The organism is Actinoallomurus acanthiterrae (genome assembly GCF_054775715.1).
The window spans coordinates 3,982,985-3,999,163 of the sequence record NZ_BAAHCO010000001.1 but is presented as its reverse complement, the minus strand read 5'-3'; the positions used below and the strand labels follow the sequence as shown (position 1 = coordinate 3,999,163).

13 protein-coding genes and 1 pseudogene are annotated in these 16,179 nt (G+C 71.6%); 3 read left to right on the top strand and 11 right to left on the bottom strand.

The genetic code is table 11. The annotated features are described in order from the left end of the window. Window positions 1-58: 58 nt before the first annotated feature. From ACYVF7_RS19385 to ACYVF7_RS19355, 7 genes and pseudogenes are all read right to left on the bottom strand, one after another. On the bottom strand, window positions 59-478 hold the full coding sequence (locus tag ACYVF7_RS19385) for a hypothetical protein (RefSeq protein WP_460342179.1): 420 nt from the start codon (window positions 476-478) through the stop codon (window positions 59-61). A 121-nt stretch (window positions 479-599) separates the two neighbouring features. Continuing rightward, a pseudogene (gene pcaDC, locus ACYVF7_RS19380) lies at window positions 600-1,849 on the bottom strand (bifunctional 3-oxoadipate enol-lactonase/4-carboxymuconolactone decarboxylase PcaDC). 84 nt (window positions 1,850-1,933) lie between these two features. Further along, window positions 1,934-3,229: a lyase family protein gene (locus ACYVF7_RS19375; protein WP_460342176.1), complete on the bottom strand. Its 1,296-nt coding sequence runs from the start codon at window positions 3,227-3,229 to the stop codon at window positions 1,934-1,936. Between the two features lie 193 nt (window positions 3,230-3,422). Beyond that, on the bottom strand, window positions 3,423-3,959 hold the full coding sequence (gene pcaG / locus ACYVF7_RS19370; RefSeq protein WP_460342173.1) for a protocatechuate 3,4-dioxygenase subunit alpha: 537 nt from the start codon (window positions 3,957-3,959) through the stop codon (window positions 3,423-3,425). After that, window positions 3,959-4,630 (bottom strand): protocatechuate 3,4-dioxygenase subunit beta, encoded by a 672-nt coding sequence (gene pcaH, locus ACYVF7_RS19365; RefSeq protein ID WP_460342170.1) that lies wholly within the window; start codon window positions 4,628-4,630, stop codon window positions 3,959-3,961. The genes pcaG and pcaH overlap by 1 nt, the downstream gene beginning before the upstream one ends. Continuing rightward, complete coding sequence (locus tag ACYVF7_RS19360) at window positions 4,627-5,262, bottom strand: CoA transferase subunit B (RefSeq protein WP_460342167.1); 636 nt, start codon at window positions 5,260-5,262, stop codon at window positions 4,627-4,629. The genes pcaH and ACYVF7_RS19360 overlap by 4 nt, the downstream gene beginning before the upstream one ends. Before the next feature lie 33 nt (window positions 5,263-5,295). Continuing rightward, window positions 5,296-6,051: a CoA transferase subunit A gene (locus ACYVF7_RS19355; protein ID WP_460342164.1), complete on the bottom strand. Its 756-nt coding sequence runs from the start codon at window positions 6,049-6,051 to the stop codon at window positions 5,296-5,298. A gap of 203 nt (window positions 6,052-6,254) precedes the next feature. Between ACYVF7_RS19355 and ACYVF7_RS19350 the strand changes: the two genes are divergently transcribed. After that, window positions 6,255-7,274 carry an NAD-dependent epimerase/dehydratase family protein gene (locus ACYVF7_RS19350; RefSeq protein WP_460342161.1) on the top strand — a complete coding sequence of 340 codons (1,020 nt, stop codon included), beginning with the start codon at window positions 6,255-6,257 and terminating at the stop codon, window positions 7,272-7,274. 83 nt (window positions 7,275-7,357) lie between these two features. Here ACYVF7_RS19350 and ACYVF7_RS19345 read toward each other — a convergent pair whose 3' ends face one another. The 4 genes from ACYVF7_RS19345 to ACYVF7_RS19330 all read right to left on the bottom strand — a co-directional run bounded on the left by ACYVF7_RS19345 (window position 7,358) and on the right by ACYVF7_RS19330 (window position 11,320). Further along, window positions 7,358-8,539, bottom strand: a complete 1,182-nt coding sequence (locus tag ACYVF7_RS19345) for an alpha/beta hydrolase family protein (protein ID WP_460342158.1) — start codon at window positions 8,537-8,539, stop codon at window positions 7,358-7,360. A gap of 446 nt (window positions 8,540-8,985) precedes the next feature. Continuing rightward, window positions 8,986-10,041 carry an ABC-2 transporter permease gene (locus ACYVF7_RS19340; RefSeq protein ID WP_460342156.1) on the bottom strand — a complete coding sequence of 352 codons (1,056 nt, stop codon included), beginning with the start codon at window positions 10,039-10,041 and terminating at the stop codon, window positions 8,986-8,988. Beyond that, entirely contained in the window at window positions 10,038-10,931 is an 894-nt protein-coding gene (locus tag ACYVF7_RS19335; RefSeq protein WP_460342153.1) for an ABC transporter ATP-binding protein, read from the bottom strand. The genes ACYVF7_RS19340 and ACYVF7_RS19335 overlap by 4 nt, the downstream gene beginning before the upstream one ends. Then, window positions 10,928-11,320 carry a GntR family transcriptional regulator gene (locus ACYVF7_RS19330; protein ID WP_460342150.1) on the bottom strand — a complete coding sequence of 131 codons (393 nt, stop codon included), beginning with the start codon at window positions 11,318-11,320 and terminating at the stop codon, window positions 10,928-10,930. The genes ACYVF7_RS19335 and ACYVF7_RS19330 overlap by 4 nt, the downstream gene beginning before the upstream one ends. A 121-nt stretch (window positions 11,321-11,441) precedes the next feature. Here ACYVF7_RS19330 and pgeF point away from each other — a divergent pair, with 121 nt between their 5' ends. Continuing rightward, entirely contained in the window at window positions 11,442-12,152 is a 711-nt protein-coding gene (gene pgeF, locus ACYVF7_RS19325) for a peptidoglycan editing factor PgeF (RefSeq protein ID WP_460342147.1), read from the top strand. A gap of 163 nt (window positions 12,153-12,315) precedes the next feature. Continuing rightward, window positions 12,316-16,179: an ATP-dependent RNA helicase HrpA gene (hrpA, locus tag ACYVF7_RS19320; RefSeq protein ID WP_460342145.1), complete on the top strand. Its 3,864-nt coding sequence runs from the start codon at window positions 12,316-12,318 to the stop codon at window positions 16,177-16,179.

Sequence of the window (16,179 nt, the reverse complement as noted above, 5' to 3'; positions counted from 1 at the left end):
TCCACGATAGGCAACGCCCCGCGGCCCGGCATCGGGTCACGGGGCGCAGAGAGCCCGATCAGTTGGGGCGGATGTTCAGCGCCTCGATGATCAGGTCGAGCTTCCGACCCTGCTCGTCGAGCTTCGCGTCGTGCTCGTCGAACCGCTCGTCCATCCGCGCGAGTCGCTCGTCGATCTGCCCGAACCGCTGATCGATCTGCCCGAACCGCTGATCGATCTGCCCGAAGCGCTCGTCGATCTGGCCGAACCGGCCCTCGAATCCGCCGACCTTCTCGGTCAGCACCGCGAGGGCGCTGTCGAGGTGGTTCAGCCGCTCGCCGTGCTCCTGCTGCGTGGTCCAGATGCGGCTCGCCGTGTTGCTGAGCGACGTCAGCTGACGGCCATGCGTGTTCTGAGTCATCTGGACGGTCGTCAGCTGGTCGTAGATCGCGTAGACGTCGTTGCGGACCTGGTTGATCCGTCGCTCGGTGTCGGCCACGTCCATGACCCTACCTCCCGTACTTCGCGTTCCCTGGGGGGATCGGAGAACTCGATCACGCCCCGCCATTGCGGAGCGTGGGCGACAGATTACGCTCTGCGCGAACACGAAGTGAAATCGATCACTCACGTTCCGCGATCAGACCGTCCTCCGCGAGAACCCGCTGAGCCACGGCGAAAGCCGCGTTGGCCGCGGGCACGCCGCAATATACCGCGGTCTGCAGCAGTACTTCCTTGATCTCGTCAGTGGTGAGACCGTTGCGTACGGCTGCGCGCACATGCATGGCGAGCTCGTCCAAGTGGCCGCGGGCGACCAGGGCGGTCAGCGTGACGCAGCTGCGCGTGCGCCGGTCGAGGCCGGGCCGCGTCCAGATCTCCCCCCACGCGTACCGCGTGATGAAGTCCTGAAAGTCGGCGGTGAACTCCGTCGTACGCGCCTGGGCGCGGTCGACGTGCGCGTCGCCGAGGACCTCCCTGCGGACCCTCATCCCATCGCTCATGTCGTCCTCACCTTCCGTGGCGTGGAGATTCCTGATCGTTTCGCGGGATCGGGAGGGCCCAGGGGTCGCGGCTCTCACGCCTTCGCCCTCTCCAGGTGGCGGACCAACGCCTCGGTGACCGGCGGTGGGCACTCGAGGTTGGCCAGGTGGGCGCCGGGTACCACGACGAGCTCGGCGCCGGGGATGCCGCCGGCGAGGACCTCGGCGTGGTCGAGCGGCGTGGCCACGTCCTCGGCGCCCGCGACGACGAGGGCGGGCACGCGTACGTCGCCGAGCAGGTCCCGGACGTCGAAGCGGGCGAGCGCGTCGCAGCACGCGGCGTACCCCTCGGGGTCGACCCGCTTCAGCATGTCCCGTACGGCGTCGACGCCGGGCCCGGCGTAGCCCTCGGTGAACCAGCGGCCCAGGAACAGCTCGGTGAGCGGCTCGAGGCCCTCGGCGCGGACGCGCGCGGCCCGGTCATGCCAGGGACCGGGATCGCCGAACCGGGCCGAGGTACAACACAGCGCCAGGCTCGTCAGCCGGTCGGGATGGCGCAGCGCGAGGGCGGTGCCGACGGCCCCGCCCAGCGAGACCCCGGCGTAGGCGACGCGGCCGACGCCGAGCCCGTCGAGCAGGTCGACGACCGCGTCCGCGAAGTCCGCGACCGTGCCGTGGATCGCCGGCGATCCGCCATGGCCCGGCAGGTCGAACCGGAGGGTGCGCCAGGACGCGGTCAGCGCGGGGAGCTGCGGATCCCACAGGTCGAGCGTCGTGCCGAGGGAGGACCCCAGGGCAAGAACCGGCGCGTCGTCCGGGCCGTCGAAGCGATGACTCAGGCCGCTCACCGGGTACCCCCATCCGCGCGGAAGCCGCTCACCGGACGCGCCCATCCACGCGGAGATCACTCACCGGCCGTCCCCGTCCGCGGCGACCGTTCACTGGGCATCGCCCCCTCCGGCAAGGGTGCTGCTCGCTCATTCCGGCTCCTTTCGGGCGTACGCCGCGAGGGCGCGGTCCACCAGCCGGGGCGCGGGGCCGACGGCCTTCGTCAGGTCGATGCCGAAGGCCGCTCCGGAATCGTCGGCGCGCTCGGCGCGGTCGTCGCCCGGGAGCAGGTCGGCCAGTGGCCGCCCCTCGCGGACCGCCTCCGCGACCGCCTCTTTCGCGGCCGCGCGGCCGTAGCGTTCGGCGAGCCGGCCGGCGACGTACTCGGCGAGGAGCTCCTCCCGCAGGTTGGCGCGCATCCGTTCGGGGAAGACCTCCAGCCCGGCGGTGAGCTCGGCCGCGGTCTCGGCCGCGCCGCCGACCAGCCGCAGGCAGTCGTTCAGCGGCTGCCATTCCGCGTGCCACTCTCCCGTCGGCCGGTCGAGACCGGCGGTCTGCGCGGCGAAGAGGATCTGCGCGTACGCCGGCACGCGCAAGGCGGCCGACCGGATCATCGTGGCGAGCACCGGGTTGCGCTTGTGCGGCATCGCCGAGGAGCCGCCGCGGCCAGGCGCGGCAGGTTCGGCGACCTCGCCGATCTCCGTCTGGGCGAGCAGCACCACGTCGGTGGCGATCTTGCCGAGGGCACCGACGGCGAGGGCGAGCGACGCGCCGAGTTCGACGACGGGCCCGCGCAGCGTGTGCCAGGGCAGCACCGGTTCGGCCAGCCTGGTCTCCTCGGCGAACAGCGGCAGCAACTCGGTGGTGCCGAGCGCCGCGAGGGTCCCGGCGGCCCCGCCGAGCTGGGCGGGCAGCCGTACGGCCGCGAGTCGGTCCCGTGCCTCGGCCACCGCGACCAGCCACCCGGCGGCCCGCAGCCCGAAGGTGGTGGGCACGGCCTGCTGCCCGAGGGTGCGCCCGGCCATCGGAGTGTCCCGGTGCCGCCGGGCCAGGCCGGCGACGGCGCCGGCCGTACGGTCGAGGTCCGTGAGGAGCGTCCCGCAGACGCGCGACGCCACGAGCATGGCGGCCGTGTCCATGATGTCCTGGCTGGTCGCACCGGCATGGACGTGGTCGCCCGCCACCTTCCGCAGCTCCGCGACCAGCGGCACCACCGGATTCCCCGCGCCACGCGCCCGTACCGCCAGCTCGGCGGGGTCGACCCGGGCACCGGCGAGGGCCCGTGCGACGTCATCCGGGATCAGCCCGAGGCGCGCCTGCGCGCGGGCCAGCGCCGCCTCCGCGTCGATCAGGGCGCGCACCCACGCCTCATCGGACGTCGCGGCCTCCGCCGCCGTGCCGGCGGCGACCGGCGACAGCAACCCGGCGGACGAGGATCCACTCAACGGAGACGCCTCCTGGTTCTGTTCACAGGTACGCATCGGACCGGGCGAGGAAGGCCTTCAGGAAGGCTCCCCCGCTCACGGGTGCGCGTCGGGTCGGTCGGGGCAGGACCCCTGGAAGGGCTCCGCCGCTCACGGGTGCACGCCGCATCGGCCGGCGAAGAACCGCGCACGGGCACCGTCTCCCCTCCGCAGGTCAGCCGCCGAAGTACCGCTCGAAGAAGACCGTCTCCCGTTCCCCGCGCAGGTGCACGTCGAAGCGGTAGGCCCGGTCGCCCTCCCGTACCGCGACCAGCGTGTCACGGCGGTCCGGCGGCACCGCGGACAGGACCGGATCCGTGGCGTTGCCCGGCTCGTCGGGGAAGTAGACGCGGGTCGCCACCGGTTTGAGCAGGCCCCGGGCGAAGACCAGCATCGCGATGTACGGGACCGGGCCGCCCGGCTTCACCGTGGAGAACCAGTAGTTCCCGGCCGCGTCGGTCCCGCAGCGGCCGAACCCGGAGAAGTCGTTGCCGGCCCGCCGCCACGAGCCTCCGCCGCGCGGCACGCCGCCGTCGGCGTCGGCCTGCCAGATCTCCACCAGGGCGTCCGGCAGCGGCTCGCCGGCGCCGTCCAGGACCCGGCCCCGGATCCGGATCGCGTCCGGGCGCCACTCCGGGACGACGTACGGGCCGTCGGCGTACGGAAGGGCGTAGCCGAAGAACGGGCCGACGGTCTGCGACGGGGTGGTCATCACGCCTCCATCGGGGTCGCGCCGAGGACGATGTCCCACTGGTAGCCCAGAGCCCACTCCGGCACGGTCGTGTCCATGTCGAGCCGGGAGACCAGCCGCTCCCGGTCCTTCTCTTCGGGGATCGACTGGAAGATCGGGTCGTAGGCGAAGAGCGGGTCGCCGGGGAAGTACATCTGGGTGATCAGCCGCTGGATGAACGCCGTGCCGAACACCGAGAAGTGGATGTGCGCGGGTCGCCAGGCGTTGTGGTGGTTCCGCCACGGGTAGGCGCCCGGCTTGATCGTGACGAAGCGGTACCGGCCGTCGGCGTCGGTGAGGCAGCGGCCCGCGCCGGTGAAGTTCGGGTCGAGCGGCGCCGGGTGCTGGTCGCGGAGGTGGACGTACCGGCCGGCGGCGTTGGTCTGCCAGACCTCCACCAGCGCATTCGGCACCGGACGGCCGCCGGAGTCGAGGACCCGGCCGGTCACGATGATCCGCTCGCCCTGCGGCTCGCCGGAGTGCTGCTTGGTCAGGTCGTTGTCGAGGAGGCCGAGCTCCTCATGGCCGAAGACCGGGCCGACCAGCTCGATGGCGTCGGGTCCGTACTTCGGCATCACGAGTGGCCGCTCCGGCGCCCGCAGCGGCGTGCTCCCGTACGGCGGGTAGAGGTACGGCGGGTTCGGGTCGGTCATCGGGGTGCTCCGATCGGTGGTTCGGTCCGGGCGCGGATCTCCTGCTCGCTCACGCCCGGCGCGGTCTCGACCAGGACCAGTCCTTCGGGGGTGACGTCCAGGACGCCGAGGTCGGTGATGATCCGGTGCACGCACGCCGCGCCCGTCAGCGGCAGCGAGCACTCCTTGACGACCTTGGGGCTGCCGTCCTTGGCGGTGTGCTCCATCACCACGATCACCCGGCGGGCGCCGTGGACCAGGTCCATCGCACCGCCCATCCCCTTGATCATTTTCCCGGGGACGGCCCAGTTCGCCAGGTCACCACGCGCGGACACCTGCATGGCGCCGAGTACGGCCACGTCCACGTGCCCGCCGCGGATCATCCCGAACGACGACGCCGAGTCGAAGAAGGACGCCCCGGGCCGGACCGTCACGGTCTCCTTGCCCGCGTTGATCAGGTCGGGGTCGACCGCGTCCTCGGCCGGGTACGGCCCGACGCCCAGAACGCCGTTCTCCGAGTGGACGACGACGTCGACGCCCGCGGGCAGATGCCCGGGGATGAGCGTCGGCAACCCGATGCCCAGGTTGACGTACATCCCGTCGGTCAGCTCCGCCGCCGCCCGAACGGCGATCTCATCCCTGCTCCAGCTCAACGTCGACTCCTGCTCATTGGTCGCTCAGCCTTCTCACACGCTCCGGGTCACGGTGCGCTTCTCGATCGGTTTGTCGGCGGCCTGTTCGGGGGTCAACGCGACGACGCGCTGGACGAAGATGCCCGGCAGGTGCACCTCGTCCGGATCGAGGAAGTCGACCAGCTCCTCGACCTCGGCGATCGCGGTCGTCGCGGCCATGGCGCACAGCGGATTGAAGTTGCGGGCGGCCTTGTCGAACACCAGGTTGCCGTGGCGATCCCCGCGGGCGGCGCGGACGAGGGCGAAGTCGGTGCGGACGCTCTCCTCCAGGATGTACTCGCGGCCGCCGAACTCGCGGACCTCCTTCGGCGGGGAGGCCAGCACGACCTCGCCGTCCGGTCCGTACCGCCACGGCAGTCCGCCCTCCGCGACGAGCGTGCCCACGCCCGCCGGGGTGTAGAACGCCGGGATCCCGCACCCGCCCGCGCGCAGCCGCTCGGACAGCGTGCCCTGCGGCACCAACTCGAGTTCGATCTGCCCGGTCAGGTACCGGCGGGCCAGTTCCTTGTTCTCTCCGACGTACGAGCCCATCGCCCGCGTGATCCGGCCGGCGTCCAGCAGACGCCCCAGACCGCGCCCGATGGTGCCGCAGTTGTTCGAGACGATCGACAGCCCCGAACTCCCCCGCTCGAGCAACGCGTCGATCAAGACGAGCGGAACGCCGCACAGCCCGAACCCGCCGACCGCGACCGACGCGCCGTCGCCGATGTCCGCCACCGCCTCCGCCGCCGTGGGAAGCACCTTGTCCATGTCCCTACCCTGCCAATCGCCACCGGCACGGCCGCGACCGGCCTTCCGCTCAGTGGAAGCCCGAGATCCGGGACGTCCGCTCCCGAAGAAGAGCGCCGTCTCCCCGCGCGGGACGAAGCCCTGTGGGTTCGCCCGTGGCGGAATCCGTCCGCCCCGGGAGAACATCGCGCCGACACACCGTCGACGGCCGACAGGATGCGATCATGCGACTTCTCGTCCTCGGCGGTTCGGTGTTCCTGGGCCATGCGTTCGTTTCGGAGGCGCTCCGGCGAGGTGATCGGGTGACCACCTTCAACCGCGGGCGGAGCGGTACGGACGTGCCGGGCGCCGAGGTCGTCCGAGGCGACCGGGAGAACGACGACGACCTGCGCCGGCTGATCGAAGGGCGGCACTGGGACGCCGTCATCGACACCTGCGGGTACGTCCCCCAGGTCGCCGGGCGATCGGCGAGAGCACTGTCGGGCCACGCGGACGCCTACCTGTTCGTCTCGTCCGTCCACGCCTACGCCGACTGGCCGGAGCGCCGGGTGGACGAGGGCTCCGCGCTGCACCCCTGTCCGCCCGACGCCGGTCCGGACGCCGACGTCCCGTACAACGCGTTCAAGGCCGGCTGCGAACGCGCCGTCGAGGCCGGCTTCGACGGCCGGGTCCTCATCCTCAACCCCGGCCTGATCACGGGGCCGCGTGAACAGGTGCCACGGCTGACCTGGTGGCTGACGCGGATCGCGTCCGGCGGCCCCGTCCTCGCGCCCGGCGACCCCGGCCGGGCGATGCAGCTGATCGACGCCCGCGACATCGCGGCGTTCGGCCTGGACCGGCTGGCGGCCGAAGCGACCGGCCGTTTCCTGGTGAGCGGGATCCCGGGCAACACCACCCTCGGCGCGCTGCTGGACGAGTGCGTCCGCGTCACCGGCTCGGACGCCGCACCGGTCTGGACGGACGACGCGTTCCTGCTCGAGCAGGGCGTGGCGGAATGGACCGAGCTGCCGATGTGGGCGTCCGACGGGCCCGACATGGCGGGCGTCTGGCTGCCGTCCTCGGACAAGGCGCTCCGGGCCGGCCTGCGCTGCCGTCCCGTCGCCGAAACGGTCCGCGACACGTGGGCCTGGATCCGGGAGGAGAACGTCTCTGCCGACCGGACCGCCGAACGCGGCCAGGGCATCGAGCGCGACAAGGAGCGCCGGATCCTCGCCGCCTGGGCTGCGGCGCACGGATCCGGCTGAGGCACCGCCTCGACCTGTACGCCGACGACCTGGACGAGGCCAAGGCGCCCCTCACTCACTCCCTCAACCGGACCAAGAGGCTGCTATCCGCAGGTCTTCGTGTCCGGGGAGCAGATCTTGACCTCGGGGAAGCCCGGTGACGGCTTGTCCAGCAGGGGTTGCGATCGGTGGCGCAGGTGCAGGTCGAAGAAGGCACCGACGTAGGTGCGGGTGATCTGCAGGGCGCGGGCTCCCGGCAGCGCGGCGTTGCGGTAGACGCCGAGCTGCTCCACCAGCAGCGAATCGTCGGTGAAGGACGCGTGCTCCGCGCCGGCCACCACGAGCCAGCGCCTCCAGCCGGTGAGGAGTTTCCAGTCACGGTCCCACGTGGTGTCCACGCCTCCGGGACTGTGCTTCGCCTGAGTGCCCAGGAACAGGAAGGGACGTGACAGCCCGGTCTGCGGGATCGTGGTCAACATGGTTCCGTCCATGTCGATCCCGGCGCGTACCCGGCGGTCCTTCAGCATCGCGGCGACGGCGCTCGCGCCTCCCGCCGAGTGGCCCGCCATCGCGATCCGGGACGGGTCGATGAGCGAAGCGCCCTTCCACTTGGGGTGCGACCCGGTCAGCTCGTCGAGGACGAAGGAGACGTCGGCCGCCCGGCTCGTCGCCAACTTCTCGTCGAACGCCGGGCCCTTGCGGACGTCGCACGCCACGCACGTGGTGACCCGCCCGTCGGGGAACGTCGTGGCGAGACTCTCGTACGTGTGGTCGATCCCGACGGCCACGTAACCCCTGCTCGCCAGGTCCTCGCCGAGGGCCGCGAGCGAGCTGCGGGGCTCGCTCAGGCCCGGGGAGAGCACCACGAGGGGCATGCTCCGATCGCGTCCTGCCGGTTTCGCGTCGCTGAACGCGTTGGTCCGTGTCCTGCTCAGCGCGTCGGACGGCACGCCGGTTATCTCCGCCCCTTTCAGGATGAGCTCCGACTCCTTCGCCGTCACGTACGGAGCCCGCCGTCCGGTACGGGACCTCGCCGGATACCACAGGGAGACCATGAGTTCCCTGGCCTTGGCCGTAGGGACCCAGGGATCGGGACGAGAGGTGTCCTTCAGATAGAGGGACGTCATGCCGACCGGGTGAGGACCGGTCGGCTTCGGCAGGGACAGCTTGCCGCCCGGCGACGCCGAAGCGGCGCCGGAGGCGGATGCCGCCGCGGCCGTCGGTGCGGAAGGGGCGGGCGCGGAGCAGGCGGAGGCCGCGAGGGCCAGGAATCCGGCAACGACCAAACCCGGGAGCGGACGCGGCTTCAATCCGCTGCGGCCGGCCGCCCGGCGGCGGTCGCGTCTCGTCCGTCGGCGGGTGGCGTCCCGCCGACGGTGCCGTGCCGCTCGGCCGTGCGCGCGGGCTTGATGACAGAGGTCATGAGATGTCGTCCTTTCGGGATGACGAGATGACGAGATGAGGAGATGACGGGATGGTGGGCAGGTTGGAGCGCCCAGCGAGCCGTCGCCGGCGCTGGGGGCCGATCCGTCGTACGACGGGATGGAAGGCAGGACGAAGCGCCCAGGGAGCCGTCGTCGGCGCCCGGGTCGATCCGTCGTACGACGGGATGGAAGGCAGGACGAAGCGCCCAGGGAGCCGTTGTCGGCGCCGGTGGTCGATCCGTCGTATGGCGGGCGGAGCGCCCAGGGAGCCGTAGTCGGCGCCCGGGCCGATCCGGCGCGGGTGCTCGTCAGGTCAGGCGGCGGATCCGCCAGAAGCAGAGCCCGGTGAGGGCCAGGGCGGCTGCGAGGAACGTCGCGGTCTCGGCCCACTGGAGTGCCCAGTAATGATCGGCGGGCTGGTACGTCACGAGTTGCCGGTAGCCGAGGTCGGAGAGCCTGGCGAAGCACGCCCGCTGCGCCGTCGTGCCGGGCTGGCCGGGCGGTGGCGCGCAGTTCGTCGCCCATGCGGGCAGGGCGCCGACGACGCGGCCGGCCGGATCGAGGGTCTGGTTGGAGATGATCCATGCGCCTGGCTTGCCGATGGACACGGTCACGTGGGCCGGCGCACCGGGCCCGGAGGCCATGAACCCGCGCAGGTTGGCCGTCGTGATCTCGGTGGTGAGCCGCGCGGGCGTGATGAGGTGCGGCCGGATCCAGAAGGGCACGGCGACCTGTGCGGCGACGAAGACGGCGAGCGTGGCCGCGATGGCCGGCAGCGTACGGCGGACGACGGCTCCGACGGTGACGCCGAGGGTGAAGGCAAACGCCGCGTACCCGACCGGGACGACACCGTGCGCGGCGAACGAGATGGGCGAGAACCGCTCGCTCACAAGGCCCGGGAGGCCCGAGTAGCGTGTGAGCCCGGAGGATCTCGGCGCGCGCCCGCCGGTGGCGGCTCGGGTGATCGGCGCGGACCACCAGGTCGTCATGAGGCTGAGCGACCCCGCGGCGGTCACGGCCGCCAGGCCGACGACCGCCAGCTTGCTCGCCAGCCAGCGGGTGCGGGTGACGCTCTGGTTCCACACCAGCCGATGGGTGCCGGAGTCCAGTTCCCGCGTGATCAGCGGTGCGCCCCAGAAGACGCCGATGACGGCCGGCACCGCGAGAACGGCCGCCAGACCGAGCAGGTACACCGCCTGGTCGATGCCGTCGCCGCTGAACCGGTCGAGGAAGGCGCCGGGACCGGAGTGATAGAGGTGTGCCAGTCCTGGACCGGTGACCAGCAGGAGGACGGCGAGCGCGGCGAGGGCGGCGTACAGCACCGCCGCCTCGGCTCGGAACTGACGCCAGGTCAGCCAGATCACCGGACCACCTCCAGGGCGGGACGCTCGTCGTGGCCGATGCCGGGCCGGCTCATGTAGGCCAGGACGAGGTCTTCCAGACCGACCTGGCTCACCGTCCAGGAAGGGTCGTGGATCGGAGCGTCGGTGCGCACGAGCAGGGTGGTCTGCCGTTCGGTGTGGTCGGCGGTGACGACGTGCTGATCCGCGGGAAGGGCGGCGGGGTCGCGACGTGGCCCGGTGAGCCGGTGGTGGGCGGCCAGCAGCTCGTCGACCTCGCCGGCCACCTGGACGCGCGACGCGCTGAGCACGACGAGGTGGTCGCAGACGCGTTCGAGGTCGGCGACCAGGTGCGAGGACAGCACGACGCTGAGCTCGTGCTCGGCGACGGCCTCCATCAGGTCCTGCAGGAACTCCCGCCGGGCGAGCGGGTCGAGGGCCGCGACCGGCTCGTCGAGGAGGAGGAGTTCGGGGCGTTTGGCGATGCCGAGGGTGAGGGCGAGCTGGGCGCGCTGACCGCCCGACAGCCTGCCCGCTCGCTGCGCGGGGTCCAGTCCCAGCCGCTCGATGCGTGTACGCGCCAAGGCGTCGTCCCACCGCGGATTGAGCCGGGCGCCGAGCCGGAGATGGTCGGCGACGCTCAACGCGCCGTAGGTGGGGGTGTCCTGGGCCACGAAGCCGACCTTGGCCAGTTGCGCCGCTCCCCCGCCGGGCCGGCCGCCGCACACCTCGATCGTTCCGGCCGTCGGCGCCAGCATGCCCGCGGCGAGGCTGAGCAGCGTGCTCTTCCCGGCGCCGTTCGGGCCGACGAGCCCGGTCACGTGCCCGGCCGGGATCTCCACCGTGCAGTCGGACAACGCCCAGCGCCGGCCGTACCTCTTGCCCAGTCCCCGGGCCCGGAGGACGGCGGTCACGCGATGTCCTCCTGTTCGGCGGCCCGGAAAGTGGTCAGGAAAAGGGCTTCGATGCTCTCGTCGTCGAGCCCGGCGAGCCGCGCCTTGGCCAGCCAGCGACGCAGGTCCTTACGGAGCGGGCCGTGGGCGGCCAGCGTGGAGTCGGCCAGCGTTCGGGTCACGAAGGTCCCGATGCCCGGGCGCGGGGCGACCAGGCCCTCGTGTTCGAGCTCCCGGTAGGCCTTGAGCACGGTATTGGGGTTGATGGCCAGGTGGGCCACGACGTCCTTGACGGTCGGGAGCCGGTCACCTTCGCGCAGCAGACCCAGCCGCAGGGCGTGGCGCACCTGCTGGACCAGCTGCTGGTACGGCGAGAGGCCGGACCGAGCGTCCAGATGGAACTGGATCAACTAGCACTCCATTCATCTAGGGGACTAGTACTTTAGACCTCCGAAATGATCATTTGTCAACTCCCGGCCGAGGGGATGACGCGCTTGGTACCGTCGGACCGGCAGTGAGGAGGAGCGCCTGATGCAGCTGGCCGACGGTGTGGGTGCCGTCATCACCGACCGGTCCGGCGGGACGAGCGCCGCGCCGTACGACTCGCGCAACCTGGGCGGTGCGGCCGGGGACGATCCCGCCGCGGTCCGGGAGAACCGCGCCAAGACCGCCGCCGAGCTCGGCGTCGAGCAGGTCGTCTACATGCGCCAGGTGCACAGCCCCGACGTCCGGTACGTCACCGGACCATTCGGGGACGATCCGCCCGGTCTCGACGGCGTCTACACGGACGTGCCGGGCCTGGCGCTGGCGGTACTCGTCGCCGACTGCGCGCCGGTGGTCGTGGCCGACCCGGAGGCGCGGCTCGTCGGCGGCGCCCACGCGGGACGCGCGGGCACGGCCGCCGGGGTCGTTCCCGCGCTGGTCGAGGCGATGGCGGCGCGGGGCGCCGATCCGGCCCGGATGGTGGCGCTGATCGGGCCGAACGCCTGCGGCGCGTGCTACGAGGTGTCCGCTGAGCTGCGTGACGAGGTCGCCGCCGTGCTGCCCGCCGCCTGGTCGACCACCCGCCAGGGCACCCCCGCGCTCGACGTCAGGGCGGGCATCACCGCCCAGCTCACCGCGGCCGGTGTGACCGACGTGCGCCACGACGACCGGTGCACCATCGAGAGCCCCGAGCTGTACTCCTACCGCCGGGAGGGCCGCACCGGCCGGTTCGCCGCCTTCATCTGGCTGGAGGCTTAACGCCCGGCGAACCGGAACAGATCATGACGAGTCAGCGTTGGAACGGTCGCGCTCGTCCGCCGGCCTGAGGCCACGGAAATCGAGTGGCGCCGGGCCCGCCGATCGGGCACGGTGGACGCCGGTGGGTGGCCTGTCCGACCGCCTGCCTATCCTTCCGCTTGCGATGGGATCTTCGATTACCGACCTGCATACCCGCCTGCCCGAGCTGATGCTGCGTGACCGGCATCGGCTGCGTCGTCGTCTCGACGGGCTGCGCAAGGTGCGCGCCGCCGAGGCCCGGGAGAAGATCCTCACGGAGGTCGCCGCGGAGATCGAGGCGGCCGAGAGGCGTGTCGCGCGGCGCCGCGAGGCGCTGCCGCAGGTGACCTATCCCGAGGCGCTGCCGGTCAGCCGGAAGAAGGACGAGATCCTCAAGGCGATCGCGGAGCACCAGGTGGTCATCGTCGCCGGTGAGACCGGGTCGGGCAAGACGACCCAGCTGCCGAAGATCTGCCTGGAGCTCGGCCGGGGCGTCAAGGGCCTGATCGGACACACCCAGCCACGCCGGCTGGCCGCCCGTACGGTGGCCGACCGGATCGCCGAGGAGCTGGGCACGGAGCTGGGCGAGACCGTCGGCTACCAGGTGCGTTTCACCGACCACTCCGGTGAGGACACCCTGGTCAAGCTGATGACCGACGGCATCCTGCTGACGGAGCTCGCCCGGGACCGGATGCTGCGCCGCTACGACACGCTGATCATCGACGAGGCGCACGAGCGCAGTCTGAACATCGACTTCATCCTCGGCTATCTGAAACACCTGCTGCCCAGGCGCCCCGACCTCAAAGTGATCATCACTTCGGCGACGATCGACCCCGAGCGCTTCTCGAAGCACTTCGACGACGCGCCGATCATCGAGGTGTCCGGCCGCACCTACCCGGTCGAGGTGCGCTATCGCCCGGTGGAAGAGGACGACGACCAGGTCCAGGCGATCCTCGACGCCGTGGACGAGCTGGCCCTCGAGGCGCCGGGTGACGTCCTGGTGTTCCTGTCGGGCGAGCGGGAGATCCGCGACACCGCCGACGCCCTGGAGAAGCGGAAGCTGAAGAACACCGAGGTGCTGCCGTTGTTCGCCCGGCTGTCGACGGCCGAGCAGCACCGGGTCTTCCAGGCGCACCGCGGCCGGCGCATCGTCCTGGCCACCAACGTCGCGGAGACGTCGCTGACCGTCCCGGGGATCAAGTACGTCATCGACCCGGGCACGGCCCGCATCTCCCGGTACAGCCACCGTACGAAGGTGCAACGGCTGCCGATCGAGCCGGTGTCCCAGGCGTCGGCCAACCAGCGCAAGGGCCGCTGCGGGCGCGTCTCCGAGGGCATCTGCATCCGCCTCTACTCCGAGGAGGACTTCCTCGCCCGCCCGGAGTTCACCGACGCGGAGATCCTGCGCACCAACCTCGCCTCGGTCATCCTGCAGATGACCGACCTCGGCCTCGGCGACATCCTCGAGTTCCCCTTCATCGACCCGCCGGACCGCCGCAACGTCAAGGACGGCGTGAACCTCCTGCAGGAGCTCGGCGCACTGGACGGCGACCGGCTGACGCCGATGGGCCGCAAGCTCGCCCAGCTCCCGGTCGACCCGCGGCTGGCCCGCATGGTCCTGGAGGCCGACCGGAACGGCTGCGCGCACGAGGTCATGGTGATCGCCGCCGCCCTGTCCATCCAGGACCCGCGCGAGCGCCCCGCGGAGAACCGGGCCGCCGCCGACCAGCAGCACGCCCGGTTCGCCGACAAGGAGTCGGACTTCCTGGCGTACGTCAACCTCTGGAACTACCTGCGGGACCGCCAGAAGGAGCTGTCCGGCAACCAGTTCCGCCGGCTGTGCAAGCAGGAGTACCTCCACTACCTGCGTATCCGCGAGTGGCAGGACATCCACGGCCAGCTGCGGCAGGTCGGCAAGGACCTCGGCGTCACGCTGAACACCACGCCCGCCGATCCACAGCGCGTGCACATCTCGCTGCTGGCCGGCCTGCTGTCGCACATCGGCCTGCTCGACACCGAGAAGAAGACCGGCGGCAAGGACGACGCCCGGCGCGGTCCCCGCGAATACCTCGGCGCCCGCAATGCCCGGTTCGCCGTCTTTCCCGGCTCCGCGCTGGCCAAGCGCCCGCCGCGCTGGGTGATGGCCGCGGAGCTGGTCGAGACCTCACGGCTGTGGGCGCGCATCGCCGCCAAGATCGAACCGGAGTGGGTCGAGCCGCTCGCCGGCCACCTCGTCAAGCGCACCCACAGCGAGCCGCACTGGGAGAAGAACCAGGGTGCCGTGATGGCGTACGAGAAGGTGACGCTGTACGGCGTGCCGATCGTGGCGCAGCGGAAGGTGAACTACGCGAAGATCGACCCCGAGCTGTGCCGGGAGCTGTTCATCCGCCACGCCCTGGTCGAGGGCGACTGGGACTCCCACCACCGGTTCCTGCAGGACAACCGCCGGCTGCTCGAGGAGGTCGAGGAGCTCGAGCACCGGGCGCGGCGCCGGGACATCGTCGTGGACGACGAGACGCTGTTCGAGTTCTACGACGGCCGCGTCCCGTCCGACGTGGTCTCGGCCCGGCACTTCGACGGCTGGTGGAAGAAGGCCCGCCACGACGATCCGGAGCTCCTGAACTTCTCCACCTCGATGCTGGTCAACGACGCCGCCGGCGAGGTGACCCAGGAGGACTACCCCGACGCCTGGCAGGCCGACGGGCACCGGTTCCGGCTGTCGTACCAGTTCGAGCCGGGCACGGACGCCGACGGCGTGACCGTGCACATCCCGCTGCCGGTGCTCAACCAGGTCGGCGGCGAGGAGTTCGCCTGGCAGATCCCCGGGCTGCGGCAGGACCTGGTGACCGAGCTGATCCGGTCACTGCCCAAGCAACTGCGCGTCAACTTCGTCCCCGCGCCGAACGTCGCCCGCGAGGTCCTCGCCCGGATCACGCCGGGGTCGGGCCCGATGCTGGACGCGCTGGAGCGCGAGCTGCGCGCCATGACCGGCGTCGACGTCCCCCGCGAGGCGTGGGACCTGTCCCGCGTCCCGGACCACCTGAAGATCACCTACCGGGTGACGGACCACAAACGCACCCTGGCGGAGGGCAAGGACCTCGCCCAGCTGAAACGCCGGCTCGCGCCCAAGGTGTCGGCGACACTGTCCAAGGCCGCCGACGACCTCGAGCGCACGGGGCTGCGGACCTGGGACGTCGGCACGCTCCCGCGCGTGTACGAGCAGGGCCGCGTCAAGGCGTATCCGGCGCTGACGGACGAGGGCGAGAGCGTGGCCGTGCGCACGTACGCCACCGAGGCCGAGCAACAGCGGGCCATGTGGCGCGGCACCCGCCGGCTCGTCCTGCTGAACAGCCCCTCACCGGTGAAGTACCTGCAGAGCAAACTGAACAACCAGGCCAAACTGGTGCTCAGCCACAATCCGCACGGCAGCGTCGCAGCCCTGCTGGACGACTGCGTCGCCTGCGCCGCCGACCACCTGATCACCGACGGCGGCGGACCGGCCTGGGACGAGGCGGGCTTCCGGCGGCTCACCGACCACGTACGGACCGACCTCACCGACACCGCCGCCGACGTGCTCGCCCACGTCCAGCGCATCCTGGCCACCGCGCACGAGATCGAACGCCGGCTGAAGAGCACGAACAGCCCCACGCTGATCCCCGCGCTGACCGACGTACGGGCGCAGCTGGGCCGGCTGGTCTTCCCCGGCTTCGTCACCGCCACCGGCCGCCGGCGGCTGACCGACGTCCTCCGCTACCTGCGGGCCGTCGAACGCCGCCTCGACAAGCTGCCCGACGACCCGTACGGCGACCGCCAGCGGATGCAGCGGATCCAGCAGGTCGAGGCCGCCTACGTCCGGGCCCGCGACGCTCGGCCGGGCAACACCGAGATCCGGCAGGTCCGCTGGATGATCGAGGAGCTACGGGTGAGCTTCTTCGCCCAGCAGCTCGGCACCGCCTACCCCATCTCGGAGAAGCGCATCCTCAAGGCCCTGGACCAGGCCGCCTCCTAA

Coding starts and splice junctions, on each gene's coding strand:
- pcaH (WP_460342170.1), bottom strand. CDS start 4,630: ATGACCGACCCGAACCCGCCGTACCTCTACCCGCCGTACGGGAGCACG.
- pcaG (WP_460342173.1), bottom strand. CDS start 3,959: ATGACCACCCCGTCGCAGACCGTCGGCCCGTTCTTCGGCTACGCCCTT.
- pgeF (WP_460342147.1), top strand. CDS start 11,442: ATGCAGCTGGCCGACGGTGTGGGTGCCGTCATCACCGACCGGTCCGGC.
- ACYVF7_RS19350 (WP_460342161.1), top strand. CDS start 6,255: ATGCGACTTCTCGTCCTCGGCGGTTCGGTGTTCCTGGGCCATGCGTTC.
- hrpA (WP_460342145.1), top strand. CDS start 12,316: ATGGGATCTTCGATTACCGACCTGCATACCCGCCTGCCCGAGCTGATG.
- ACYVF7_RS19355 (WP_460342164.1), bottom strand. CDS start 6,051: ATGGACAAGGTGCTTCCCACGGCGGCGGAGGCGGTGGCGGACATCGGC.